The organism is Micromonospora echinaurantiaca, from assembly GCF_900090235.1.
Classification (GTDB): domain Bacteria; phylum Actinomycetota; class Actinomycetes; order Mycobacteriales; family Micromonosporaceae; genus Micromonospora; species Micromonospora echinaurantiaca.
This window is the reverse complement of record NZ_LT607750.1, coordinates 6,295,677-6,321,626: the sequence shown is the minus strand read 5'-3', so window position 1 is coordinate 6,321,626 and position 25,950 is coordinate 6,295,677. Positions and strand designations below refer to the sequence as shown.

The 25,950-nt window shown below is 72.3% G+C and carries 17 protein-coding genes and 1 pseudogene; 8 read left to right on the top strand and 10 right to left on the bottom strand.

All coding sequences use genetic code 11. From position 1 onward, the window contains the following. The first annotated feature begins 56 nt into the window (after positions 1 to 56). The 3 genes and pseudogenes from GA0070609_RS28655 (at position 57) to GA0070609_RS28645 (ending at position 7,302) form a co-directional block, all read left to right on the top strand. Complete coding sequence (locus GA0070609_RS28655) at positions 57 to 2,978, top strand: transglycosylase domain-containing protein (protein ID WP_088996669.1); 2,922 nt, start codon at positions 57 to 59, stop codon at positions 2,976 to 2,978. An 81-nt stretch (positions 2,979 to 3,059) separates the two neighbouring features. Further along, positions 3,060 to 5,636 (top strand): annotated as a pseudogene (locus GA0070609_RS28650) (transglycosylase domain-containing protein); the annotation flags it as partial. Between the two features lie 163 nt (positions 5,637 to 5,799). Beyond that, positions 5,800 to 7,302 (top strand): glycosyltransferase family 87 protein, encoded by a 1,503-nt coding sequence (locus GA0070609_RS28645; protein WP_088996667.1) that lies wholly within the window; start codon positions 5,800 to 5,802, stop codon positions 7,300 to 7,302. A 45-nt stretch (positions 7,303 to 7,347) separates the two neighbouring features. On the opposite strand, the gene GA0070609_RS28640 is transcribed toward GA0070609_RS28645, so the two are convergent. The 4 genes from GA0070609_RS28640 to GA0070609_RS28625 all read right to left on the bottom strand — a co-directional run bounded on the left by GA0070609_RS28640 (position 7,348) and on the right by GA0070609_RS28625 (position 12,011). After that, positions 7,348 to 8,160, bottom strand: coding sequence for a MerR family transcriptional regulator (locus GA0070609_RS28640; protein ID WP_088996666.1), 813 nt, complete (start codon positions 8,158 to 8,160; stop codon positions 7,348 to 7,350). Further along, positions 8,144 to 8,680: a VOC family protein gene (locus GA0070609_RS28635; RefSeq protein WP_088998024.1), complete on the bottom strand. Its 537-nt coding sequence runs from the start codon at positions 8,678 to 8,680 to the stop codon at positions 8,144 to 8,146. Before GA0070609_RS28635 ends, GA0070609_RS28640 begins: the two co-directional genes overlap by 17 nt. A gap of 95 nt (positions 8,681 to 8,775) precedes the next feature. After that, complete coding sequence (locus GA0070609_RS28630) at positions 8,776 to 11,223, bottom strand: hypothetical protein (protein WP_231928443.1); 2,448 nt, start codon at positions 11,221 to 11,223, stop codon at positions 8,776 to 8,778. Continuing rightward, positions 11,220 to 12,011 (bottom strand): deoxyribonuclease IV, encoded by a 792-nt coding sequence (locus GA0070609_RS28625; RefSeq protein ID WP_088996665.1) that lies wholly within the window; start codon positions 12,009 to 12,011, stop codon positions 11,220 to 11,222. The genes GA0070609_RS28630 and GA0070609_RS28625 overlap by 4 nt, the downstream gene beginning before the upstream one ends. A gap of 643 nt (positions 12,012 to 12,654) precedes the next feature. On the opposite strand from GA0070609_RS28625, the gene rpsF reads away from it, so the two are divergent. The 4 genes from rpsF (at position 12,655) to rplI (ending at position 14,289) form a co-directional block, all read left to right on the top strand. Further along, entirely contained in the window at positions 12,655 to 12,945 is a 291-nt protein-coding gene (gene rpsF / locus GA0070609_RS28620; RefSeq protein WP_076468436.1) for a 30S ribosomal protein S6, read from the top strand. Between the two features lie 77 nt (positions 12,946 to 13,022). Then, on the top strand, positions 13,023 to 13,547 hold the full coding sequence (locus GA0070609_RS28615) for a single-stranded DNA-binding protein (protein WP_172899428.1): 525 nt from the start codon (positions 13,023 to 13,025) through the stop codon (positions 13,545 to 13,547). A 41-nt stretch (positions 13,548 to 13,588) separates the two neighbouring features. Beyond that, complete coding sequence (rpsR, locus tag GA0070609_RS28610; protein ID WP_007073789.1) at positions 13,589 to 13,828, top strand: 30S ribosomal protein S18; 240 nt, start codon at positions 13,589 to 13,591, stop codon at positions 13,826 to 13,828. Between the two features lie 14 nt (positions 13,829 to 13,842). Continuing rightward, positions 13,843 to 14,289 (top strand): 50S ribosomal protein L9, encoded by a 447-nt coding sequence (gene rplI, locus GA0070609_RS28605; protein WP_088996664.1) that lies wholly within the window; start codon positions 13,843 to 13,845, stop codon positions 14,287 to 14,289. A gap of 281 nt (positions 14,290 to 14,570) precedes the next feature. Here the strand turns inward: rplI and GA0070609_RS28600 are convergent, their stop codons facing one another. Then, positions 14,571 to 16,220, bottom strand: a complete 1,650-nt coding sequence (locus tag GA0070609_RS28600) for a chromosomal replication initiator protein DnaA (protein ID WP_088996663.1) — start codon at positions 16,218 to 16,220, stop codon at positions 14,571 to 14,573. 413 nt (positions 16,221 to 16,633) lie between these two features. Here GA0070609_RS28600 and dnaB point away from each other — a divergent pair, with 413 nt between their 5' ends. Further along, positions 16,634 to 19,438 carry a replicative DNA helicase gene (gene dnaB, locus GA0070609_RS28595; protein WP_408630684.1) on the top strand — a complete coding sequence of 935 codons (2,805 nt, stop codon included), beginning with the start codon at positions 16,634 to 16,636 and terminating at the stop codon, positions 19,436 to 19,438. Positions 19,439 to 19,451: 13 nt separating this feature from the next. On the opposite strand, the gene GA0070609_RS28590 is transcribed toward dnaB, so the two are convergent. The 5 genes from GA0070609_RS28590 to GA0070609_RS28570 form a co-directional block, all read right to left on the bottom strand. Then, positions 19,452 to 20,276: a maleylpyruvate isomerase N-terminal domain-containing protein gene (locus GA0070609_RS28590; protein ID WP_088996661.1), complete on the bottom strand. Its 825-nt coding sequence runs from the start codon at positions 20,274 to 20,276 to the stop codon at positions 19,452 to 19,454. Between the two features lie 88 nt (positions 20,277 to 20,364). Beyond that, positions 20,365 to 20,775 carry a TFIIB-type zinc ribbon-containing protein gene (locus tag GA0070609_RS28585; RefSeq protein WP_088996660.1) on the bottom strand — a complete coding sequence of 137 codons (411 nt, stop codon included), beginning with the start codon at positions 20,773 to 20,775 and terminating at the stop codon, positions 20,365 to 20,367. 19 nt (positions 20,776 to 20,794) lie between these two features. Further along, positions 20,795 to 21,427 (bottom strand): phosphoribosyltransferase, encoded by a 633-nt coding sequence (locus tag GA0070609_RS28580; protein ID WP_088996659.1) that lies wholly within the window; start codon positions 21,425 to 21,427, stop codon positions 20,795 to 20,797. A gap of 106 nt (positions 21,428 to 21,533) precedes the next feature. Continuing rightward, the gene (locus GA0070609_RS28575; RefSeq protein WP_088996658.1) at positions 21,534 to 22,823 is read right to left on the bottom strand and encodes a glycosyltransferase 87 family protein; all 1,290 of its coding nucleotides are present in this window, start codon (positions 22,821 to 22,823) and stop codon (positions 21,534 to 21,536) included. A gap of 74 nt (positions 22,824 to 22,897) precedes the next feature. Continuing rightward, positions 22,898 to 25,411 (bottom strand): putative bifunctional diguanylate cyclase/phosphodiesterase, encoded by a 2,514-nt coding sequence (locus GA0070609_RS28570; protein WP_088996657.1) that lies wholly within the window; start codon positions 25,409 to 25,411, stop codon positions 22,898 to 22,900. Positions 25,412 to 25,950: the final 539 nt, after the last annotated feature.

Genomic DNA, 25,950 nt, shown 5'->3' with positions numbered 1-25,950 from the left:
ACGGCAACCCGGTGGCGGCGCATCCGCGCCCCACCGCGACCGGCAGGGTGTGAGGAATGAACTCGTACGGCGATCCCAGTTCTTCGCGTGGGCGGGCCCAGATCCCGGGCCAGAACGGCGACCCGGGACGGGCGGACGACGCGTACGGCCGCGGTGGTGAACCGCGGGGGAACGGTTGGTCGGCCGCGGAGGGTGCGGCCCCGGCCGGCCGGGCCTCGGCGGGGCCGCGTGGCGCGGCCGGTGGCCGGGCCTCGGTCGGCGGTTCGGCGGCGGTCCCCCCGCGCGGCGGTTCGGCGGCCGGTTCCGCGTCCGTCGGGCGCGCCGGCCGGGCCTCGGTTCCGGTCTCCCCGGCGCCGGGCGGTGGCCGGGCGGGCGCGGGGCGGGCCTCGGTGCCGGTGTCCCCGGCCCCCGGTGGGCCGGCCGGGCGGGCGACGGTCGGTGCCGCCGCCGTGGGTGCGGCGTCCGCCGGGCGGGCCCGGGTCGGCGGTTCGGCGGCCGTGGGTGGCCGGGCGTCGGTGGCTCGGGCCAGCGTGTCGCCGGTCTCCGGCGGGCCGGGTGGCCCCGGTGGCCCCGGTGGCCCCGGTGGCCCCGGCGGGCCGGCCGGGCCCGGTCGCGGTGCGCGCGGCGCGGGTGACCCGGCCGCGGCGGCGCGGGCGCGCAAGCGCAAGCGGATGAACATGCTGATCGCCGGGTTCGCGGTCTTCATCATGCTGGCCGGTCTCGGCGTCGTGGGCTTCACCTACTACTCCACCAACGTGGTGCTGCCCGAGGACACCGACCCGCCGCAGGCGACCACGATCTACGCCTACGACAACAAGACGATCATCGCGAAGCTGGGCGAGGAGAACCGGACCCTGGTCACTATCGACCAGATCCCGCAGCACGTGCAGGACGCGGTGGCCGCGGCCGAGGACCGGAACTTCTACAAGCACTCCGGTGTCGACTACAAGGGCATCGCCCGGGCCGCGTGGAACAACTTCACCGGCGGCGACAAGCAGGGCGCCTCGACCATCACCCAGCAGTACGCCCGCAACGCCTACGACAACCTGAACGACGACACGTACGCGCGGAAGGTGAAGGAGGCGATCCTCGCCTCCAAGCTGAACGACAAGTACACCAAGCCGCAGATCATGCAGCACTACCTCAACGTGATCTACTTCGGCCGGGGCGCGTACGGCATCCAGGCGGCGGCGCAGACGTACTTCAAGAAGGACGCCAGCAAGCTGACCGTCGCCGAGGGCGCGGTGCTGGCCGCGCTGATCAAGCAGCCGCAGGCCACCGCCACCCACAAGGGCTACGACCCGGCGGTCAACCCGACCGACGCGCAGGGCCGCTGGCAGTACGTCATCGACGGCATGGTCGCCGAGGGCTGGCTGGACGCGCCCGGCAAGCCGCAGCGGCCCACCGAGTACCCGAAGAACATCCAGAAGCCGAACAAGGGTGGCGTCGGGGTCGACTTCGGCGTCAACACGCCCCAGGGCAACGTGATCAACTACGTCCGGGACGAGATGCGGGAGAAGGGCCTCTGCGTCGAGAGCGAGGCCGACGTCACCGACGCCAAGCCGCTCTGTTCCCAGGCGCTGATGGCCGGTGGCTACCGGATCCGCACCACCATCGACATGAAGATCCAGAAGGCGGCGGTCGAGACGGCCCAGCGCAGTGCGAAGGGCTCTGAACTCAACGGCCAGCCGAAGAACCTGATGGCGGCGGTGGTGGCGATCCACCCGGAGACCGGCCGGGTGCTCGCCTACTACGGCGGCGACAACGGCACCGGCACCGACTACGCCGGCAAGAACACCGACTCCAACGGCAACGTCACGGGCGGCCACTCGCCGGGCTCGAGCTTCAAGATCTACACCCTCGCGGCGGCGCTCAAGGAGGGCAAGGCGCTCGAGTCGCGCTGGAAGGGCCGGGCCTTCACCCCGCCGGGCACCAAGTTCAAGGTCAGCAACGCCGGCGTGGACAACCCCTCCTGCGGCAACTCCTGCACGCTGAAGGTCTCCACCCTGAAGTCGCTGAACGTGCCGTTCTACCACGTCACCGAGGACATCGGGCCGGACAAGGTCATCCAGATGGCCCGGGACGCCGGGGTCAGCACCATCTGGCGGTCGGACACCAACCCGCCGAAGGCGTACGACCTCACCGAGAACGACCCGGAGAAGATCGCGCACCCCAACGGCCCGTTCTTCCACGTCGTCGGTTACGGCCAGTACCCGATCACCGTGCTGGACCACGCCAACGGCGTCGCCACCTTCGCCAACCAGGGCGTCTACCACAAGGCGCACTTCCTCTACAGCGTCGAGAAGCTGGACAAGAACACTGGCAAGTGGGTGAAGGTCCCCGGCGGCGGAGAGAAGCTCAAGGGCCAGCAGCGGATCCCGAAGGACGTGGTGGCCGACGTGACCTCGGTGCTGGAGCAGTACCCGGCCCAGGTCAACCACCGGCTCGACGACGGCCGGAAGGCCGCCTCCAAGACCGGTACCTGGGAGCAGAAGCCGGACAGCCCGGAGAACGGCGACGCCTGGATGGTCGGCTACACGCCGCAGATCGCCACCGCGGTCTGGGTGGGCAACGTCAAGGAGCGCAAGCCGCTCAAGATGAAGAACGGCACCCGGATCAGTGGCGGCAACCTGCCGGGCACCATCTGGGAACGGTTCATGGACGAGGCGCACAAGACCGGGAAGCCCTACCAGGAGAAGCTCGACTTCCCGCCGGCGGCCAACGTCGGTGACCCGGAGTCCGGCAACGGCGAGGCGCCACCGCCGCCGACCGTGCCGCAGAACCCGCCGGGCTGCCCGAACCCGCTGAACCCGTTCTGCCCGCGCGACGGCAACGACGGCGGCGGCAACGACGGTGGTGGCAACGACGGCGGCGGCAACGACGGTGGCACGCCGACCAACCCGTTCGACCCGCCACGCGGCGGCGGAGGGGGAGGCCTGTTGCCCAGCACACCACCCCGCACGACAGCGGGCTACTGAGCCCGTGAACGCCGCCGGCGGCCGGAGAGATCCGGTCGCCGGCGGCGTTTCGCGTCCCCGCCACGACGTGAGAGGGGGCACGCGGAGCCCGCTCGTGCGGCAGGATGCGGTTTCATGAGCACGAGTGGAGTGGACGGCGAACCCGATTCCCCACGCGGGCGGGCCCGGATCCCGGGCCGGGTTCCGGCGCCACCGGCCTCCGGTGGGCAGACCGGTCGGGCGACGGTCGGTTCCGCTTCCGCCCCGGTGGGTGCGGCGTCGGCCGGGCGAGCCCGGGTGGGTTCGGCGGCGGTGGGTGGTCGGGCGCCGGTGGCCCGGGCCAGCGTGCCGCCGGCCACCGGCGCACCGGGTGGGCCGGTCGGGCCGACCGGTCCCGGTGGTGGCCGGCGTGGCGCCGGCGGCCCGGCCGCGGCTCGGCCAGGCAAGCGGAAGCGGAAGCGGTTGAACACGCTGATCGCCGGGTTCGCCGTCCTCATCATGCTGGCCGGGCTCGGCGTCGTCGGCTTCACCTGGTACTCCACCCGGGTGGTGCTGCCCAACGAGGTGCCGCTGCCGCTCTCCACCACCGTGTACGCCGCGGACGGCAAGAACATCGTGGCGAAGCTCGGTAGCGAGAACCGGACGTTCGTCACCATCGACCAGATCCCGCAGCACGTGCAGGACGCGGTGGCCGCGGCCGAGGACCGGAACTTCTACAAGCACGCCGGTGTCGACTACAAGGGCATCGCCCGGGCCGCGTGGAACAACTTCACCGGCGGTGACAAGCAGGGCGCCTCGACCATCACCCAGCAGTACGCGCGGAACGCGTTCGACAACCTCCAGGACGACACGTACGGCCGGAAGGTGAAGGAGGCGATCCTCGCCTCGAAGCTGAACGACAAGTACACCAAGCCGCAGATCATGCAGCACTACCTCAACGTGATCTACTTCGGCCGGGGCGCGTACGGCATCGAGGCGGCGGCGCACACCTACTTCGACACCTCGGCGGCGAAGCTGACCCCGGCCCAGGGCGCCGTGCTCGCCGCCCTCATCAAGCAGCCCGTCGCCAGCCAGACCCACCAGGGCTACGACCCGGCGGTCAACCCCACCGACGCGCAGGCCCGCTGGCAGTACGTCATCGACGGCATGGTCGCCGAGGGCTGGCTGGGCGTACCCGGCCGACCGGACCGGCCCACCGAGTACCCCAAGGTGCTGCCGCCGCCGAAGGACGGCAACGGGTTCGGCGTGAAGAGCCCGAGCGGCAACGTGGTCAACTACGTCCGGCAGGAGCTGGAGCAGTGGGGCATCTGCTCCGACTCCGGCGCGTCGGGGAAGCCGGCCTGCGTCGACGAGCTGCGCGACGGTGGCTACCGGATCAAGACCACCATCGACTGGAAACTGCAGAAGGCGCTGGAGGCGGCGGCCCAGCCGGACAAGAAGGGCTCGGTGCTGTACGGGCAGCCCAAGAACCTGATGGCGGCGGCGGTCTCCATCAACCCGCGCAACGGCCGGGTGCTCGCCTACTACGGCGGGGACAGCGGCGCCGACTTCGACTACGCGGGCAGGAACACCAACGCCAACGGCGACATCGTCGGCGGGCATCCGCCGGGCTCCTCGTTCAAGGTCTACACCCTGGCCGCCGCCATCGACGCCGGCATCTCGGTCAAGTCGCATTGGGACGCCACCCCCTTCAAGCCGAGAGGGTTCAAGGACAAGGTGCAGAACGCCGGCCGGGGCGCGGGCGTGTGCGGCAAGTGGTGCACCCTGGAGGAGTCGACGATCCGGTCGTACAACGTGCCGTTCTTCCACGTCACCGACGAGATCGGCCCGGACAGGGTGGTCGAGATGGCCAAGCGGGCCGGGGTCGGCACCATGTGGACCGTCGACCCGCCCAAGCCGTACGACCTCACCACCTCCGACGCGGCGGAGCTCGCGCCGACCCGGTTCGACCGGGTGGTGGGCTACGGCCAGTACCCGATCACCGTGCTCGACCACGCCAACGGGCTGGCCACCCTGGCCAACGACGGCAAGTACAACAAGGCGCACTTCGTCCTGTCGGTGGAGAAGCAGGACAAGACCACCGGCGAGTGGGTCGCCGTGCCGGGAGCCGGGGAGCAGCTGCACAAGGACGGCGGACAGCAGCGGATCCGGCCGGAGGTCGCCCGCGAGGTGACCGCGGTGCTGAAGGAGATTCCCGAGAAGAACAACGCCAACCTGGACGGCGGCCGGGACGCGGCCGGCAAGACCGGCACCTGGGAGTACAACGGCACGCCGCGCAACGCGCACGCCTGGATGGTCGGGTACGACAAGAACGTCGCGACAGCGGTCTGGGTCGGCAGCCGGGACGCGAAGAAGCCGACGATCGTCGACGACGACGGCAACGACATCGGTGGCAGCAGCTTCCCGGCCAAGCTGTGGAAGCGGTACATGGACGCGGCGCTGAAGGGCAAGGCCAGTTCCGACCTGCCCGGCGTCACCGGGATGGGCGACGCGGACGCCGGCAACGGCACCGAGCCGGCCCCGCCGTCGCCGCCGCCCACCCAGCCGTCGACGCCGCCGGGCTGCCCGGACGTGCTGAACCCCCGCTGCCCGCCCGACGGCGGCGACAACGGCGGCGGGACACCTACCATCCCGACGCTCCCGGCCACCCCGCCACCACCCGACAACGGCGGGACCGGCGGTGGACTGTCACCCACCACCCCATCCCGCGCGACCGAGCGGCACTGACCCCACGGGCGCCGCCGACGGCCGGACGACGACACCGGCCGCCAGCGGCGTTTCGGGTACGACAAGTCGGGCGGGACGGGACGCGGAGGCCGCCCGTACGGCAGGATGCTCCTTCATGAGCACGCAGTCGACGCCCGGCATCGACGAGCCCGGTGCCCCCGACCACCCGTCCCGCTCCGACGGGTTCGTCCGGGGGCTCTCCGGTCTGATCGGCGGCCCGCTGGGTGACCACGCGGTGGCGCTGGACCGGCCGGCCGGCCGAGAGCGCCGGTTCTGGACTGCCGCCCGGATCGTGCTGGCCCTGGTCTGCCTGACCCTGGCCCTGCACTGGGTGCAGAAGTCGCCGTGCCAGGACGGCGCCTGGCAGAACAACGTGCAGTACACCCGGTTCTGCTACACCGACGTGCTGGCGCTCTACTACGCCGAGGGGCTCAACGAGGGAAAGGTCCCCTACCGCGACCACCCCGTCGAGTACCCGGTGCTGACCGGTTACCTCATGGGCGCGCTGGGCCTGCCCGTGCACGCCCTCGGCACCGGCGATCCCGAGCTCAACCAGGGCCAGTGGTTCTACAACCTCAACGCGCTGGTGCTCGGCGCGCTGGCGGTGGCCACCGTCGCGGTGATCCTCGCCCTGCGCCGCCGTAGACCCTGGGACGCCGCGCTCTTCGCGCTCGCGCCGGCGCTGCTGCTCACTGCCACTGTCAACTGGGATCTGCTGGCCATCGGGCTGGCCGCGTTCGGGCTGCTCGCCTGGGCGCGCAGCCGCCCCGCCCTGGCCGGCGCCCTGCTCGGCCTGGCCGGGGCCGCCAAGTTGTGGCCGCTGTTCATCCTCGGCCCGGTGCTGGTGCTCGCCCTGCGCGCCGGGCGACTACGCGCCGCGCTGACCGCCATCGGCAGCGCCATCGTCGCCGTGGTGGTGGTCAACCTGCCGGTGGCCATCCCGTACCGGGAGAACTGGGACCGGTTCTTCGAACTCAACACCGAGCGCGCCATCGACTGGGGCACCCTTTGGTACATCGGCCGCTACCTGGACAACAAGGTGGGCAGCCCGGACCCCACCGACCTCGGCCCGTTCGAGTGGCTCAACGTCAACATCCCCACCCTGAACGTGCTGACGTACGCCCTCTTCGGGCTGGCCTGCCTCGGGGTGGCCGCGCTGGCGCTGGCGGCGCCGCGCCGTCCCCGGCTCGCCCAGCTCGCGTTCCTGGTGGTCGCCGCGTTCCTGATCTTCAGCAAGGTGTGGTCGCAGCAGTTCGTGCTCTGGCTGCTGCCGCTGGCCGTGCTGGCTCGCCCGAAGTGGGGCGCCGTCCTGGCCTGGCAGGCGGCCGAGGTCTGCTACTTCGCGGCCTTCTACGGCGAACTGCTCGGCGCGGCCACCGCCCGGCCGGTCTTCCCGGAGGGGGTCTTCGTGCTCGCCGCCACGCTGCGGCTGACCACCGTGGTGGTGCTCTGTGCGCTGGTCATCCGGGAGATCATGCGCCCGGAGCTGGACGCGGTCCGCGGCACCTACCGGGACGACCCGGACGGCGGGGTGCTCGACGGTGCCCCGGACGCCGGATGGCTCGACCACTGGCGACACCGACCGGCCCAGCCCACGCCCGAGCCGGTCAGCCCCTAGGCGGACCCGGTCAGGAGGTTGGTCGCAGCCGGCTGACCGGCGGCGCTACTGCCAGGTGGCGGTGTCGGGGTCGATGCCGTGGGCGCGTGCGCTGGCATCGATGCTCTGCCGGAACCACGTGGCGAGGCCGGCGCGGATGCCGTCGTAGTGGGCGGCGAACGCCGGATCGGTCTCGAACATGCGGCCGAGGCAGACCTGCATCCGCCTGGTGAGGGGAAAGTACGAACCGAACACCTCACGGTGTCGCTCGACGAGCTGGTTCGCTTCCGGGCTGCCGGGGGTGACACCGGCGTCCACCGCGTCCGCGAGGGCACGGTCGAGGTCGGCGATGGTGTCGGCGATGGCCTGCCATTCCTCCGGACTACGAGCGGCTGAGCGTTCGGCGTACTGCTGCCACTGCGTCGTGTCTCCGTAGCGCTGGCGGGCCTGGGCGGGCCAGTCCGGGTTCCAGTCCGGGCCGAAGATCGCGGCCTGCTGCTCGACGGTCAGCAGCAGGCCGCGCTCGTGGGCATCAATCATCCGATCCAGACCGGCGCTGAGCTGCTGGAGGCGGTCGATCCGTTGGGCGACCTGGGTGCGCTGCGCGCGCAGTGCCCCGGGCACGTCCACGGTCGAGTCGTCCAGGATGGCCCGAATCCTGTCCAGGTCGAGGCCGAGCTCCCGGTAGACGACGATGCGGTGCAGCCGTTCCAGATCGCCGGCGGTGTAGAGCCGGTATCCGGCAGCCGTGCGCAGCGACGGTCGCGCCAGACCGATGTCGTCCCAGTGGTGCAGCGCGCGGACCGTCACGCCCAGCCGCGTCGAGACCTGGCCGACGGTCAGGCCGTCGGCGTCAGCGGCATCAGGCGTGCTCCGCACTGTCGTCGCGACCGACGCCAGGCGGGGTGATCCCGATGGCTTCAAGGTTCCGAGCCTCCTGACTGGCTGGATCGAAGGGCTTCGCCGCGGTGAAGACGATCCGCGCCTTCTCGGGCGTGATCACCTCCACGTCGCGGGTGTTCCAGGGAGTGTCCCGTGGGCCGTCGACCGAGTCCGGGTTCACCGCACGGCAGGCCTCGACCACGGAGTCGACCTGGCTGAGCACGCACGCGAAACTGACGCTCATCGCCGGTGCCTGCGCGGGAACGCTCGCCGCCGAGACGAGGAGCACGTCCTGGAACGCCCACCGGCGCAGATGCACGAGCGTGCCGGGGATGCTGAACAGCTCGAAGAACCCGAGCCCACGAACCCAGAAGTCCACCGACGCCGCCAGATCGTTCGTGGGGATCGTCACGAACGCGGGCATGCCGTAGATCCCCCGGAACGGCTCCGGCGCAACCGCCTCCGGGCCGGGAGCGGGCACGGGACTGATCTCGAAAGCGTTGTAGTGGTCGCTCATGTGCCTCACCCTCCGGCCTCACGCGACGTAAGGGTCAAGCCGGATCCGCGAACCCGGTTGGGCTTCCCGCAACCCCACCGCGCCCGTGGCGCGGCTCAGAGACGGAAGACCACCACCTGGCCGATCTCCTCGCGGGTGATGTCGAGCCCGTCCACCGGCGCGTCGATGGTGATCTCCCACGGCGTACCGCGCACCTGGTCGCGCATCAGCAGCACGTTGCGCACCCCGAGGGTGCGCAGGTAGTCGACGCTGGTCTGGTCCGGGAAGGCGGCCGACACCCGGCGCACCTCGTCGAGCTGGTGCGGGGTGAAGCCGCTGCCCCCGTTGACCACGTCCTGGAACCGGCTGGTCGACCAGAGCATCACCGGCTGGTCGAGGCTCTGGTTGCTGGGCAGCACCAGCAGCGGGCCGTCCACCGTCCGCATCGCGGCCGGCTGCGGCGGCACCACCGGGTGCGGGGTGGCGTTCAGCCCTTCGACGATCACCAGCAGCAGCGGCACCAGCGTGGCCAGCCGTAGCCCCGGGCTCGGCCAGGACGGAATCCGTTCGGCGGAGATCTCGCGTACCCGGGCGGCGAACGCGCTCACCGCGCCGGCCGCGAGCAACCCGAGCAGCAGCGTGGTCCAGAGCATCAGCCGGCCCGGCGTCCGCAGGCCGTTCCAGCCCGGAAGGTGCTCGAAGAGCGGCACGTAGGTGAACGTGCCGTCGAAGAACCGGGTGCCCATGGCGAGCACCATGGTCACCACCACCCCGGCGAGCAGCAGCAGCCGGTGGCGCAGCTTCCACACCGAGAAGAAGAGCCCGCCGGCCGCGAGCGCGTAGAGCACGAAGCCGGGCAGCAGGGTCATCTCCGGGTGCCACGGCAGCGTGGCGCGGGCGCCCTCGTGCAGGCTCCCCCACACCCGCGACTCGGCCGGCGCGGTGAAGAAGCCGATGGCCGGCGGCGAAAAGATCGAGATGTCGCCGATGGTGCGCTCCGCCTGCGGGTGCAGCTGCGCCACCTTGAAGTACGGCAGCGCCATCAGCAGGCCGATCCCGGCGAAGATCGCCCCACCGACCAGGTCGGCGAGGAGCAGCCGGCGCCCGAACGGGCGCTTCACCGGCCGGACCACCCAGCGGCGCAGGAACCAGGTGACGGCCGCGACCACCACCGTCCCGCCGAGGAAGTACGCGAACGGCAGCCCGATGCCGAACCCGAGACTGAGCTGCCAGGCCGCCACCAACCAGCCGGCGTAGACCCAGCCGTCGTGCCGACGCTCCGGGCGGTAGCCGTGTCGCAGCGAATAGCCGTGCCCGCGGGCCAGCATGGCCAGCGCCAGCGGGATGCCGCCGTTGGAGACCACGTGCAGGTGGCCGGCCTGGGCCAGCAGCCACGGCGCGTAGGCGTAGCTCACCCCGGCCACCGCCGCGCCGATCCGGCCCGCGCCGAGCTGCCGCGCCAGCGCGTACGCCCCGAGCGTGGCGAGCGCGTGCGCCAGCACGAAGATGATGTTGTAGCGCAGGATGGCTGCCTCGGGGCCGGTGCCGAGCATCCCGGCCGGCGCGTAACCGAGCAGGGTGTCGGAGAAGGCGAAGCTCCACGACTCGGGGAAGAACGTGTTCGCGTGCCACAGCTGCGCCGGGTTGGTCAGCAGGATGTGCCCCGACCACGCCATCTGCCAGGCCTGCAGGCTCGGGTCCCAGTAATCCTGCGGCAGCGTGTGGCGCGGGTAGCGCAGGGTGGGCCAGGTCAGCAACACGGCCAGCAGCAGCGACCCGACGGTGGCCAGGGTCCACTCGTGGATCAGGCCCCGGCCGATCGCCCGCCCGATCCGCCCCACCCGGGTGGGCACCGGCTCGGGGGCCGGCGCGAAGGCCGCGAACGGGTCGGTCTCGCCGTCCTTGTCGCCTGCGGTCTTGCCGGATCCGTCCTTGCCGTCGGTCTTGCCGGGCCCGTCCTTGGCGCCGTCGATCTTGCCGGATCCGTCCTTGCCGTCGGTCTTGCCGGACCCGTCCTTGGCGCCGTCGGTCCCGCTCGCTCCGCTCTTGCCGTCGGCGGTCTCGGCCGGTCCGCCTTTGTCGTCGGCGGTCTTGTCGTCGGCGGTGTTGCCCGGTCCGCTCTTGCCGGCCGCTGTGCTGTCGGACTTGTCGCGCCCGCTCCCGCCGTCCACGCTCTTTCGGTCCGCGCTCGTGCCGTCGGCGTTCTTTCCGTCCCCGGCCTTGGCTTCGGCGGTCCTGCCGGATCCGGCCGTGTTGCCGGACTCGGCCTTGCCGCGCTCGGCCCTGCCGCTCGTGGTGCTGTCGGTCCCGCCCCCGCCGTTCCCGGCCCTGCCGTCGGCGCTCGTGCCGTCGGCGCTCGTGCCGTCGGCGGCCTTGCCATCGGCGGCCTTGCCGGGTGCCCGGCCGGCGTCCGTGGTCCTGCCGTCCGTCTCCCGCGCGCCGGTGCCGCTCCCGGGATCGGTTCCGCCAGCAGCGGGCTTCTTCGCCGCGCGGTCGGCGGCGCCCTCGGCGCCGGGCGCGTCGGCCGGCTGCGGTCCGCCGGCGGCGGACTGGTCCGTCGTCATACCGCCGGGCTCTCCGTCCCGAGCTGCTCCCGGAGGAAGGCGATGTCGGCCGCCTGGCCGGTCACCCCACCGGGGGTCTCCACGATCACCGGTGCGCCGGCCGCGCGGATGACCGCGACCACCAGCTCCGGGTCGATCGTGCCGCCGTCGAGGTTGTCGTGCCGGTCCTGGCCGGAGCCGAACGCGCCCTTGGAGTTGTTGGCGTGCACCAGGTCGATCCGGCCGGTGATCGCCTTGACCCGGTCCACCAGCCCGAGCAGCTCCTCGCCGCCGGCGTGGGCGTGGCAGGTGTCCAGACAGAAGCCGGCGCCGTAGTCGCCGACCGCGTCCCACAGCCGGGCGAGCGCGTCGAGCCGGCGGGCGCAGGCGTTGTCGCCGCCCGCGGTGTTCTCGATCAGGACCGGTACGCCGAAGCCACCCGACTCCGCCGCGTACGCGAAGGTCTTGCGCCAGTTGTCGAAGCCCACCGCGAGGTCGTCACCGGCGTTGACGTGCCCGCCGTGCACGATGAGGCCCTTGGCGCCGACCGCCGCGGCCGCCTGCGCGTGCCCGAGCAGGAGCTTGCGGCTCGGGATGCGGATCCGGTTGTTCAGCGTGGCGACGTTGATGACGTACGGCGCGTGCACGTAGAGGTCGACGTCGGCGGCCCTCAGCCGCTCCGCGTCCTCCCGGGGCTTCGGCGCCTTCCACCCCTGCGGGTCGGAGAGGAAGAACTGCACGGTCTCGGCCGCTCGGGCGGTCGCCTCCGCCAGCGGGTCGGTCGGATCGACGTGTGCTCCGATACGCATGCAGGGGAGCCTACGTCGCGTGCCCGACAACCGGGGTGACGCCCGCCGCCGAATCGGGCCGCCCGCGTCACCGGACGGTTCGGCGCTCGTTGAGGGGAGTGGGATCGACGGTCGGCTCTCCGGCAGGTCGTGGCGCACGTCGTGCCGCCCGCTGCCGCGGACCGTCGCCAGAGCGGGGCAGCCCCCGTCGCGCGGCCCGGCGCGACGGGGGCCCGCCCCACCGGCGACCAGCGCTTCCGGAGGCCCCACGAAAAGAATTGTCGGAGATTTAGCCATTTACCCCGACAAGCGGCGAGTTCCAACGTATCGTCGGGTAACAACATGATAAAGCTCCGCGGGGCGTCCCCGGTCCAACCTCATCGGTGTGGTCGTTCCTCCCCAGGTCCCACCCAAGGAATGCGGACGGGACGCCCCGCGGCCTCGTTGACGGGGGCCGGCCACCGACAGTGCTGTCGAGCCGGCCCCCGTCACCGCGTCCGGCGCCGGCCGCCGCGACCTGCCCGGACATGATCGTCCGGACCGGGTATCCTGGTCCGGTTGTCCGCGCCCGGGTGGGATCCCCCGACTCCGGAGCGGGCCACGACGCACGACCTCCTGCCACGGAAGGACCGTGGCCGCTTAGCCCACAGGAGGTGAGCACGTCTTGCGTCATTACGAGATCATGGTGATCCTCGACCCCAGCCTCGAGGAGCGCACCGTCGCCCCGTCGCTCGACACGTACCTGAACGTGATCCGGACCGCGGGTGGCTCGGTGGAGAAGACCGACGTGTGGGGCCGCCGGCGCCTCGCGTACGAGATCAACAAGAAGGCCGAGGGCATCTACGCCGTCATCGACCTGCAGGCGACGCCTGCGGCGGTGGCCGAGCTGGACCGTCAGCTGCGACTCAACGAGTCGGTGCTGCGCACCAAGGTCATCCGGCCGGAGATGCGCTGAGCATTCCCCGGTAACGCCCGGATCAGCCTCACCGGGCTGTCGGAGGGTTCTGAGAACCTGTACGGCAGAACGGATGAGTGCGCGAGGAGATGGTCATGGCAGGAGACACCACCATCACGGTCATCGGCAACCTGACCGATGACCCCGAGTTGCGGTTCACCCCCTCCGGTGCCGCGGTCGCCAAGTTCCGGGTCGCCTCGACGCCCCGGTTCATGGACAAGGCGTCCGGCGAGTGGAAGGACGGCGAGCCGTTGTTCCTCTCGTGCACGGTGTGGCGGCAGGCAGCCGAGCACGTCGCGGAGTCGCTCCAGCGCGGCACCCGCGTGATCGTGTCCGGCCGGCTGCGTCAGCGGTCCTACGAGACCCGCGAGGGTGAGAAGCGCACCGTCATCGAGCTGGAGGTCGACGAGATCGGCCCGTCGCTGCGCTACGCCACGGCGAAGGTGCAGAAGATGTCCCGCTCCGGCGGCGGCGGCGGCTTCGGTGGCGGTGGTGGCCAGGGCGGCGGAGGCAACTTCGACGACCCCTGGGCCTCGGCTGCCCCCGCGCCCTCCCGTTCCGGTTCGGGCGGCGGAAACTTCGACGAGGAGCCCCCGTTCTAATGGCGCCGAGCGCCCGCGATCGCAAACCAGGAGCAAGAGCAATGGCCAAGGCTGCGGCACTGCGCAAGCCGAAGAAGAAGGTGAACCCGCTCGACAAGGACGGGATCACCTACATCGATTACAAGGACACCGCGCTGCTGCGCAAGTTCATCTCCGACCGCGGCAAGATCCGCGCTCGGCGGGTGACCGGCGTCACCTCGCAGCAGCAGCGGCAGATCGCCCGTGCGGTCAAGAACGCCCGTGAGATGGCGCTCCTGCCGTACACCGCGACGGCGCGCTGAGGGGAGGCACCGATATGAAGATCATCCTGACTCAGGAGGTGTCCGGCCTCGGTGCCCCGGGCGACATCGTGGAGGTCAAGGACGGCTACGGCCGTAACTACCTGCTGCCGCAGGGCTTCGCGATCGCCTGGACCAAGGGTGCGGAGAAGCAGGTGACGCTCATCAAGCGCGCCCGCTCCGCCCGGGAGATCCGCGACCTCGGCCACGCCAACGAGGTCAAGGACCAGCTCGAGGGTCTCAAGGTCAACCTGAAGGCCCGCGCCGGCGACGGTGGCCGGCTCTTCGGCTCGGTGACCCCGGCCGAGATCGTCGACGCCGTCAAGGCCGCCGGTGGTCCGGTCCTCGACCGCCGCCGGCTGGAGCTGCCCGGTCACATCAAGTCGATCGGCTCCTACCCGGTGCGCATCAAGCTGCACCCCGAGGTGACCGCCAAGTTCGACCTCAACGTCGTCCAGGGCTGACACCCACCAGCACCACAGCAGGGCCCCGCACCGATCGACCGGTGCGGGGCCCTGCTTCTTCCGTACGCGCCATCGCCCGCTCCGCGCGTCGACCCATTCGCACCTGGCCCTGCCCTTGGTGCCGACCAGCCCCATCGGCACGTTGCACGGCGGCGCACCCGGACTGCGGCGCGCGCCCCGCGCGACAGCGCGCGCCCGGGCACAACGGCTGAATTCCGCATGGCAGTGTGCCCGGCACGCCGCCGCGTGACGGACCCCGTGCGGGCGGAGTGCGCGGGGCGTCAGCCGATCGGCTGGCCGGTCACCGCGCTGATCATCACCGTGGACAGACCACCGCCCACCACCGCGGCGGCGAGTGCCACCGTGGTCGACCGCCAGGTGGTCCCCACCCGACGCAGCAGCAGCGCCACCACCAAACTGCTCGCCAAGGCCAGCCCGAAACGCGGCATGCCCTCCAGCATCGAACCGAGCGCCCGGGAACGGGGCGAGTCGCAACCACCGCCGCTGATGTCGGTCACGCAACCGGCCGGCGCCTGGCCGTCGAGGGTCAGCAACCAGAAGAAGACCATCACCGCCGGCAGCAGGTAGCAGGCGGCGGTGTAGAGCAGCGGCCGCAGCGAACCGCCCTGATCCGGGTCGAGCAGGTCGTCCTCGAGACGTCGCGTCCAGGCTTGCGCGCCCGCCGGCTGGGCCCGTCGTACGGCCGCTGGGGTGCCGGCCCCCGGCGCGCCGACCGGCTCGACGCGCCGACGTGGCGCGGAGCGCGGGCGCGGCGCGGTGTAGCCGACCACCGGCGAGCGTGGCGCCGACACCGGCGCGTCCACCCAGCGGGGGTCGTCGCCGGCCAACCGGGTGCCCGACCAGAACCCCTCCTCCGACCCGTCCTGCCCCGGCCACGACCAGGTCCCGGCGGAGCCGCCCGAGCGCGGCGGCGCCGTCCGGTCCCACCCGTCGTCGGGAAACCGGTCCCACTGGCCGGTGCTCTCGGCGGGTTGGTACCACTGCCCGGTGCTGTCCGGCTGGTGCCACTGGCCGGTGCTGTCCGGCTCGTCCCACCGGCCGGTGCCCGACGTCCGGTCCCAACGGTCCGCGCCGGCGGCCGGCTGCCACGCGTGCATTCCCGAGGCGTCCCACGGATCCACCGCCGGGCGGTACGCCGGCTCGTCGGGCTCCGCGCTCCGCTCCCACGGGTCGTTGCTCGGCCGGGCCCAGGACTCGGCCGACGCCCGCCGGTTCCGCCGGGACGGCCGCTCCAGCTCCGGCTCGACGGTGGCGCCGGTGGTCTCCTCCTCGCCGCCGGACCAGATCACCTGCTGCTGACGGGACGGGGTGCGGCGCGGACGGCTCTGCGGCGGGACTCCGGAGACCGGATCGTCACCGGCCCGGCGGCTGCCGACGTACCCCTGCTCCTGCGGGCGGTCGAAGGTCCACTCCCGGGTGTGGTCCGACGCGGGTTCGGCTTCGATCGCCGGCACCTCCCGCCAACTGGTCTCGGCGACGCGGCGCCAGCCGGTGGTGCTCCCGCTCGCCCGCCAGTCACCCGTGGACTCGGCAGCCCCCCAGTCGCGGGCGGCCGCACCGGCAGGCCAGTCGCTCACGGACTCACCCGTCCGCCAGTCGCCCGTGGCGTCGGTCGGCCGCCAGCCACCTCCCGAGGAGGGCGGGTCGATGTCGTCGTCGTCCGGAGCGGCGTGCCGGCCACCACCGTCGGCGCTGCGTACGCCCGACTCCAGCGCCCAGCGCGGCAGGTAGGTGTCGACCGGCTCCTGCTGGCCGCGCTCGATCGCCCGGCGGCGGCTCGGCGTCCGGTAGCCCTCGACGTCCGCTGAGTAGGGATCCGCCGGGAGCGGACCGGCGGGATCGTCCCAGCGGGCGACGGGCCGTCGCTCGCGCGGACCGTCCTCTCCGCGTCCCCAGTCCCGGTAACTCACGGCCGGAGCGTGACCCTTCTCAACCGATAGCGCAATCCGCTGTCCAGGTGTAGCCGTTCGCTGGAGATAGTACGGGACGATCGACCCACGGGATCGACCGAAAACTTGCCGTCCACAGGGTGGGGATCGCGTTTTACCAGGTCAGAGCCGTATGGCCGGGAATTCCCCAGCGGTTGTCCACAGGCTGTGCACACCCTGCGCACATGCTCGCCCACCGGCGTCCACAGGTTGTCCCGAGGCTCGTCCACCGGGGCAGTTGAGTGCCTGAGCTCGGTTTCCGTATGGTTACCCCCCGACCGACCGCGAGATGACCCCCGATCGACCCGGCCGGTCGGGAGATTGTCGTACCCCGGCGGTAGAGCTGGATGAGGATCCGACGCAGTGGAGGGGGCCCGGTGTCGGTCACCGATGACATGCGGTCGGAGTCGCGCTCCGGAGGGCCGCCGCCCGTCCCGGCGCAGCCCGACGGGCAGTTCGACCGCACCCCGCCGCAGGACGTCGCCGCCGAGCAGTGCGTGCTGGGCGGCATGCTGCTCTCCAAGGACGCGATCGCCGACGTCGTCGAGATCCTCAAGACCAACGACTTCTACCGGCCGGTGCACGCCACCATCTTCGACACCATCCTGGAGATCTACGGCCGGGGCGAGCCGGCCGACTCGATCACGGTGGCGGCGGCGCTGGCCGACTCGGGCGACCTGGTGCGGGTGGGCGGCGCTCCCTACCTGCACACCCTGATCGCCAGCGTGCCGACCGCGGCGAACGCCGCGTACTACGCGCGGATCGTCAGCGAGCGGGCGGTGCTCCGGCGACTGGTCGAGGCCGGCACCAAGATCGTGCAGCTCGGCTACGGCACCGCCAACGGCGGCAGCCGGGACGTCGACGACATCGTCGACCTCGCCCAGCAGGCGGTCTACGACGTCACCGAGCGCCGGGTCAGCGAGGACTTCGCCGTCCTCGCCGACATGCTCCAGCCGACCCTCGACGAGATCGAGGCGGTGGGTGCCCAGGGCGGCGTGATGACCGGCGTGCCGACCGGCTTCACCGATCTCGATCGGCTGCTCAACGGCCTGCACCCGGGGCAGCTCATCATCGTGGCCGGGCGGCCTGGTCTGGGCAAGGCGCTGGCTCTCGACACGCCGCTGCCGACGCCGGACGGCTGGACGACCATGGGCGAGATCGCGGTGGGGGACCAACTCCTGGCCGCCGATGGCAGTCCGACCACGGTCACCGCCGCCTTCGACGTCATGCACGACCGGCCCTGCTACGAGGTGGAGTTCTCCGACGGGACGGTGATCGTCGCGGACGCCGAGCACCTCTGGAAGACCACGACCCGGGCGAGCCGGCGGCAGGAGGCGGCCCGCCCCACCCGCTACTGGTCGGAGGCATCGTTGGCGCGTGTGCGCGCGGCGTACGCGACGGTCGGCGATGAGCCGCACCGCCTGGTGACGCTGTCCCAGGCCGCCGAGCACGTGGGTGCGGAGTTCCGGAACGTGCTGCACACGGTGGCCCGCGAGGTGGGCGCCAACGGTCGGGTCAGCCGGCCGGTGACCCGCGCCGGGAAGGTACGGAACTGGAGTGCCCCCGGCTACCCCGCCGGCGCCCTGCTCGGTGGGCTGCTGGCGCGGGCCGAGCGGCAGGTCAACGCAGGTAGCCGGGTGCGCCACGACGGGGTGGTCACCACCGCGCAGATCGCGGCGACGTTGCGTACCGACACGGCTGACCGGCGGCTGAACCACGCGGTGGCGAACTGCGGCGCGCTCCAGTTGGCGGAACGGGACCTGCCGGTCCCGCCGTACACCCTCGGAGTGTGGCTCGGCGACGGGCACACCGGCGCGAGCCGGTTCACCACGGCGGACGCCGAGGTGGTGACCCTCGTCGAGCGGGACGGCTTCGTGGTGCGCCCGAGCGGCCGGATGGTCTACGCCATCCATCTCCCGACGCCCGCTCCGTCCGTCGACCGTCGCTGCGTCGACTGCGGGGGGTCCACCCGGGCGCTGCGGGAGAACCGGGCCACGGTGCGCTGCGCCGACTGCCACGACCGCAAGGGATCGTTCCTCGGGTTGCTGCGAGAAGCCGGCGTGGCGAGCGAAAAGCACATTCCGCAGAGCTACCTGCGGGCCTCCGAGGCCCAGCGGCGGGCGCTGTTGGCCGGCCTGATGGACACCGACGGCACCGTGGCGCCGGCTGGCAATCTGCAGTACACCTCCACCTCGCGCCGGCTGGCCGAGGACGTCCGGGAACTTGTCGTCAGCCTCGGCTACCGCTGCACGGTCAACGAACGACCGGTGTCCGGGCGCAGCGCCGCGTCCTCGACCGCGTACACGCTGAACTTCTCCACGCCGGACACCGTCTTCCGGCTGGAGCGGAAGCGGGCGGCGCACGCGGCGCGCAGGCGGACCGCCTCCGACGTGCGTACGACGTCCCGCTTCATCGTCGACGTCCGGCCGGTGCCCAGCGTGCCGGTCCGGTGCGTGACGGTGGACAACCCCGACCACCTCTACCTGGCGAGTCGGTCGATGATCCCGACCCACAACAGCACCGCCAGCATGGACTTCGCCCGGAACGCGGCGATCCGCGCCAACCAGGCGGCGGCCATCTTCTCGCTGGAAATGAGCAAGGTCGAGATCGTCATGCGGCTGCTCTCGGCCGAGGCCCGGGTGCCGCTGCACGTGCTGCGCAGCGGTCAGCTCTCCGACGACGACTGGACCAAGCTGGCTCGGTGCATGGGTGAGATCAGCGAGGCACCGCTCTTCGTGGACGACACGCCGAGCATGAACCTGATGGAGATCCGGGCCAAGGCGCGGCGGCTCAAGCAGCGGCACGACCTGAAGATGATCGTCGTCGACTATCTCCAGCTGATGACCTCGCCGAAGCGCACCGAGAGCCGCCAGCAGGAGGTCGCGGACCTGTCCCGGGGCCTCAAGCTGCTGGCGAAGGAGGTCGAGTGCCCGGTCATCGCGGTCAGCCAGCTGAACCGTGGTCCAGAGCAGCGCACCGACAAGCGACCCCAGTTGTCTGATTTGCGCGAATCGGGGTCAATTGAGCAGGATGCTGACGTTGTGATCCTTCTGCACCGGGACGACTACTACGACAAGGAGTCGCCCCGGGCCGGGGAAGCGGACTTTATTGTTGCCAAGCACCGAAATGGTCCGACCGACACGATCACCGTCGCCGCGCAGCTGCACCTGTCCCGCTTCGTCGACATGGCCATCGTCTAGGCCTCGTCGGCGCTCAGCCGAGCAGCGGGAACCAGCCGGCGACCTCGCCGAGTTCCAGCCGGTCGCGGTCGGTCAGCGGCAGCCGTCCGGTCGCCTTGAGCAGGAACTCCTCGTCGCTCCAGCCGGCCGGCCGGACCGCGTCGTCGCTGAGCAGGCCGTCCATGGTGGTCACCGCGACGCGTACCGCGAGCACACCGGGGCGGGGCGCGTCGGGCAGGTCGAGCACCAGGTCGAGGTGGTGGACGACCGCCTCGGTGGTGAGCGTGGCGAGGAAATCGGGCACCCGTAGGACGTGGCCCTGGGTGCTGACGAAGCCGTCCGGGTCCGCCCGGCCGGCGGCGCGTACCGCGGCGGGGGCGGTGTCGCACCAGAGCCGGACCACGCCGCTGGGTCGCTCGAAGGCGGCCGCCGAGCGGCGCACCCACCAGGCGTGCCGGGCGGCGCTGTCGTCCGCTTCGCCGGGGAAGCCCCGCCAGTAGCTGACGTCGTCCACGGTGGCCGGGCCGTCGGCGGGGCTGGCCAGCGCGACCAGCGCCCGCTGCGCGTCGCCGAGGACGTGCAGCAGCAGGTCGGCGACGAGCCAGCCGCGGCACCGGGTGGGCCGCTGCAGGTCGGCGTCGTCGAGGTCGGCCACCACCCGGGTGATCCCGTCGTACGCCTGCGCCAGCGGGATGTGGTGCCTGGCGGAAGTGGCCGGGGAATCCGGCGGCGGGTCCGGCGGATGCCCGCCGGCGGTGGCGACCGGTGCCGGGGCGACACCACTCTCCGCCGGGTCGGATCCCCGGCCGCGCTCCGGCTCGCTCGGTCCGGGACTTCCCGACGGTCTCTCGGGCGTCATGGGAGGCAGCGTCGCACGATCGGCCGGGTTCGGCACGCCGACGGGCGCGACCGGGCCGACGACGCGCCGGCCCGGTCGGCTTCGGTGCTCAGCCGAACATCTCGTCGAGGAAGCTCTTGTGCTTCTTGCGCCGGTAGTGCCCGTGGTAGCCGTAGTGCTGGCCGTGGCCGCCGTAGGCCGGGGCCGGCGGGTAGCCGTGCGCGGGCGGGGGCGGCGGCACCGCGCCGTAACCGGGCTGGTGCGGCGCGGGCGCGGGCGGGGGCGGCGGGGGCGGCGGGTAGCCCCCCTGCGGCTGACCGGGCTGACCGGGCTGACCAGGCTGACCGGCCGGCGCGGCGGCGTGCTGGCGGTTCCAGTTCGCCTCCGCCTCGAACAGCTTCTCCAGTTCGCCGCGGTCGAGGAAGATCCCCCGGCACTCCCCGCACTGGTCGATGACGACGCCACTGCGCTCGTACTGGCGCATTTCTCCGTGACACTTGGGACAGGTGAGGCTCATCACCCGACGGTACCCGGTCCGGTCACGCGGTCGCCGTCAGCGCCTCCGTGACCTCGTCGTCGGAGACCTCGTGGAAGTCGTCGTAGTAGGCGCTGACCGCCATGAACTCCGGCGGGTGCTGGGCACAGACGACCTGGTCGGCCTCGGCGGAGAGCATCTCGTACGCCTCCTGGGACCCGACCGGCACGGCGACGACCACCCGGCGGGAGCCCAGCCGGCGGGCGACCTCCACGGCGGCCCGGGCCGTGGCGCCGGTGGCCAGCCCGTCGTCGACGATCACGGCGGTACGCCCGGAGAGGTCCAGCGGTGGCCGCCCGGCCCGGTAGAGCCGTTCCCGCCGGTCCAGTTCGGCCTGCTCGCGGCGGCTGACCTCGGCGATGTCCTCGGCGCTGAGCCGGCTCGCCACCTGGTCGTTGAGCACCTGCACGCCGCCCGGTCCGAGCGCGCCGAAGGCGACCTCGGGCGCCCAGGGCATGCCGAGCTTGCGTACCACCAGCACGTCCAGGGGCGCGCCGAGCCGTTCGGCGACCACCTCGGCCACCGGTACGCCGCCGCGTACCAGGCCGAGCACGATGACGTCCGGTTCGCCGATCAGGGCGGTGAGCCGGTCGGCGAGCATCCGGCCTGCCTCGGCCCGGTCGCGGTAGGTGGTCATGTTCCAGGTGTACGCCCTGCCGCCGTCCTTCGCCCGCCAGTTGCCGGAACCGGTCGGCCGCCACGGTGCGCTCGGCCGCGGTCGGCTCGCCGTGCCGGCGCGAGCTTCAGGGTGACGCCGTGGCGGGCGAGTCCACCGGCACCGGCCGTAGCGCGGGCGCCCAGACCAGGAACGCCACCGGGTAGAGCAGGTAGCCGAACCGGGTGGACGGCATCAGCAGGATCGCGGCGAGCAGCCCGTACCCGCAGATCAGCGCGGCGGTGACGGCGCTGCGCGGCGGGCGGCGGGCGAGCCGGACGGCGATCGCCAGCCCGGCCGCGACGAGCAGCGCGGCGGCGACGATCCGGCCGCCCGGCAGCGTGGTGGCGATCAGGTGCCCGGGGAAGGGGGACTGGGCGGGGCTGGTGACCAGGCCGTGGCCGAGCGGGAAGCGGAGCACGTTCTCGACCAGCGCGTCCCGGTCGACGAGCAGCACGGGCAGCAGCGCGGCGACCGGCAGGCCGAGGGCGCCGGCCGCGACCCGCAGCCCGGCCCGGCGGGTCGCCCCCCAGATGACCAGGACGAGAGCGACCGGCCAGGCGAAGAGCTTCAGCGCGCCGGCGACGCCAACCGCGACGCCCGCCGCGCCGGGCCGGTCGGCGGCGGCGAAGGCCAGCGCGAGCAGGCAGAGCGCGAGGACCGGCAGGTCGTCGCCGCCGGTGGCCAGGGTGAGCGCGCAGATCGGCAGTACGGTGGCGGCCTGCACGCCGCGCAGCAGTGCGTCGTCCCGGCCGGCGGTCGGGCCGCCCGGCCGGCGCAGTGCCCGGACGGCCAGGGCGAGGGCGACAGCGGTGCCGACCGCGAACCACACCCGGGCGTCGGTCCACCAGGTGTCGACGGCGGCCCGGGGCAGCCCGAACAGTGCCATCCCCGGCTGGTACGGGGTGTACCCGAGCAGTTGCTCGCCGGGCGGCAGGGCGGCGATCGCGTCGTGCCCGAGGTAGGGGGTGCCGGTGTCGACGAGCCGGCCGCCGGAGTGCTCGACCACCAGCACCTCCTCCTGCGCCCGGTCGGTACGCCCACCGGCGCGCTGCACGCTCTGCGCGAGCAGTGGCAGCAGGGCGGTGGTGACCCAGGCGAAGGCGGTGACCGCCCAGCGGGCCGGCAGCCCGGTCAGCGGCGACCCGGGTGACCGGCGGTGCAGCAGCACCTGGCCGGTCGCGGCGAGGGCGGCGAGGAGGTAGCCGACCGCGGCGATGCCGCCCCAGGCCCGGTGCGGGAGCAGGGTGGAGGTGACGGCGGTGATCGCGGCGAACGCGGCGGAGACGGCGTACAGCCCGAGGTCGAGGGCGAGGCCGCCGGCGGCGGTGTCCAGCTGCTGCCAGACGGGACGTCGGGTGGTGGGGGCGGCGGTCACGCGCGCCAGTCTGGCAGACCGCAGCCGGTGGGCTCGCGCGCCGACGAGGTGGAGTACGCGGGCGCGGATCCGGTTCAGGCGGGCAGGTGCCGGTCGGTGCGACCGCGACCGTTCTGCCGGCGGCCCGGAGCGAGCCGGATCACCGCGCCCGCGTCGTGCAGCGGGGCCGCCAGCGATCCGGGGCTGCCGCCGGAGCCGCGTTGCAGCGCGGCCAGCAGGGTGCCGGCGGGCATCGGCCGGCCGAAGAGGTGGCCCTGCCCGGCGGCGCAGCCCAGCTCCCAGAGCGCGCGGCGCTGCGGTTCCCGCTCGACGCCCTCGGCCACGACGGCGAGGTCGAGGCTGCGCCCCAGGTCGAGGGTGGAGCGGATCACCGCGGCCGCCTCGGCCGACGTCTCCATCTCGGTGACGAAGCTGCGGTCGATCTTCAACTCGTGCACCGGGATCCGGGAGAGCAGCGAGAGCGACGAGTAGCCGGTGCCGAAGTCGTCCAGGGCCAGCCGGACGCCCTCGTCGCGGAGCCGGCTGAGCACCCGGTCGACCACGTCGAGCTGGCTGAGCGTGAGGGTCTCGGTCAGTTCCAGCACCAGCCGGTCGGGTGGTAGGTCGTGCGCGCGCAGCCGGGCCAGCACCGAGCCGGGGAAGCGGGCGTCGAGCAGGCTGCGTGGGGAGACGTTGACCGCCACCGGCACGTCGAAGCCGGCGTCGCGCCAGCTGCCCGCGGCGAGCAGCGCCTGGTCGAGGATCGCCTCGGCGAAGGCGGGGAGCAGGCCGGAGCGTTCCACCGCCTCCAGGAAGCGCAGCGGGTCGATCACGCCGTGCACCGGGTGGTGCCAGCGGGCCAGCGCCTCGGCGGCGGTGACCTCGCCGGTGCCCAGGTCGACGATCGGCTGGAAGTTGACGGTGAACTCCTGGTCGGCCACCGCGCGGGGCAGTTCGCCGCCGAGGGCCAGCCGGCCGAGGTCGGCGGTGTCCCGGTTGGGGGCGTAGGTGGAGGTCCGCTGGCCGGCGCGCTTCGCCTGGTACATGGCCACGTCGGCGCGGCGCAGCAGTTCGGGCATCCCGCCGCTGGCCGGGGCTGCGGCGATCCCGCCGCTGGCCTCCACGCTGATCCGCATGCCGTCCAGGTCGAACGGCTCGTGCAGCGCGCCGAGCAGCGTCTCGGCCCGGTGCGCGGCCACCGCGGGCGCCGGCAGCCCGCGCAGCAGCACGGCGAACTCGTCGCCGCCGAGCCGGGCCACCAGGTCGCTGCCCTGGGCGGCGCCACGCAGCCGGTCGGCGACCTGCACCAGCACCTGGTCGCCGGCGGCGTGCCCGAGGGTGTCGTTGACCTCCTTGAAGTGGTTGAGGTCGATCAGCACCAGGGCGGTGACCCCGTCGGCGTGCCGGGCGCTGAGCTGTTCGGTGCCCTGCTCCAGCAGGTGCCGCCGGTTGGCCAGCCCGGTGAGCGGGTCGTGGGTGGCGGCGTACGCGTGCTCGTCGGCGACCCGGGCCAGCTCGGCGTACGCCTGCGCGTTGCGTACGGCGGTGCAGAGCGCGGAGGCGAAGGTGCGCAGCGTGTACTGCTCGCGTTCGGAGAGCCGGACCGGCCCCCGGAAGCGCAGCCGGAGCACGCCCACGTCGACCGCCCGGTCGTGCCCCTCCAGCGCGGCCGGGACGACCGTGCCGTCCACGGTGGTGGGCTGGCCGGCCGGCCCGTCGTAGGTGACGCCGCCGGCGCCGCCCCGGACGGTGTGGCCGCCGTCGCGGAGCTCGATCTCCACCTCGTCGGCGGAGAAGAGTTCGGCGGCCTGGGTGACCGCGGTGGTGAGGACCTTGTCGAGGTCGACCACGTTCAGCGCGTCGGTGGTGCGGGCCAGCCGCTGCCAGGCCTGCTGCTCGGTGCGGGCCCGGAACCGGGTGGAGTAGGCCAGGTGCAGGCTCAGGACGAGCAGCGGCACGGCGAGCAGCAGACGGTTGTCGATCCGGATGATGAAGACCGTGCCGATGATGACGAGGAGCCGGGCCAGCCCTCCCCCCAGCCGGAGGTCCCAGTCGCCGCGGAACAGGGCGCTGAGCCGGGTGCCGGTCGCGAGCGCGATGACCGGCAGCGTGATCACCTCGTCGACCACCACCGCTGCCAGGTACGCCGTGGCGATCGGGCCGACCACGTCGAGGACGTCGCCGGTGTTGGTCTGCCAGCCGCTGGCGTGGAGCACCAGGCCGGCCACCGTCGCGACCAGCATGTTCTTGCCGACGCCGAAGAGCGCCTTGACGGGTGTCAAGCGGGCCAGCGCCGCGGCGATCGCGACGCCGGCGCCGGTGGCCAGGACCACCGTCGGCATCGGCGCCACCGCGAGCGCGATCATGATCGCGGTCTCGGTCCAGGCGATGTTGTGGTGGGTGGCGCGGATCCGGATCCGTACCTTGACCGTGAAGCCCACCGCCACCAGGGAGACCAGGGCCGCCCAGACGACCGCCGTGTCCGGCAGCCCGTGCAGCGGTACCCGGGGCGCGGCGACGGCTCCGGCCAGGCCGGCCACAACGACGACGAGACCGACTAGCAGCCGTAGCTGCCGATCGGTCCCAGTCTGTCGATCCTGTGGAGCCACCCGTCATCCTCGATCGTCACCGACGGCTGCGCTCCGCAAGAGTACTGCGATTGTGGTCACCTACAGAAGGTGACTCAAGGACAACTCAGCCCCATTCGTTCGACGTCATTTCGACCCCCAGCTGATCGGCAACGGCTTCGATGGGGTCAGCTTAAGGGAGCTTGCCGCTGGTTTGGGACGATAAATGTCCATATGCGCAATATGAGCTAATACGGCATTGGGTTGTCACGGTCAGTTCGATGATCCTGACGCAATGCGAACGCTTCTTTCGCTATGCACTTGTCAGGTCGCTCTGCGCGACATCCACCCGTCATAGTCAATGCGTGTAATCAGTCTGACGACTGGCTTCGGCAAGCTCATCGTCGGTTCGGTCAGGTGTCTAACTCAACCCCTTACGAGCCCTGATTGTCGCCGGGTTCGTGCTGGTTGGCCGGTACTTCGGGCCTTCTTTCCGCTTGCCCGGCCGCAACCGGTCACCACCTGAATACCCGCTAAGTCGACGTGGTGGGCGACGTTGCGATTCGCGTTCTCGGCGGCTT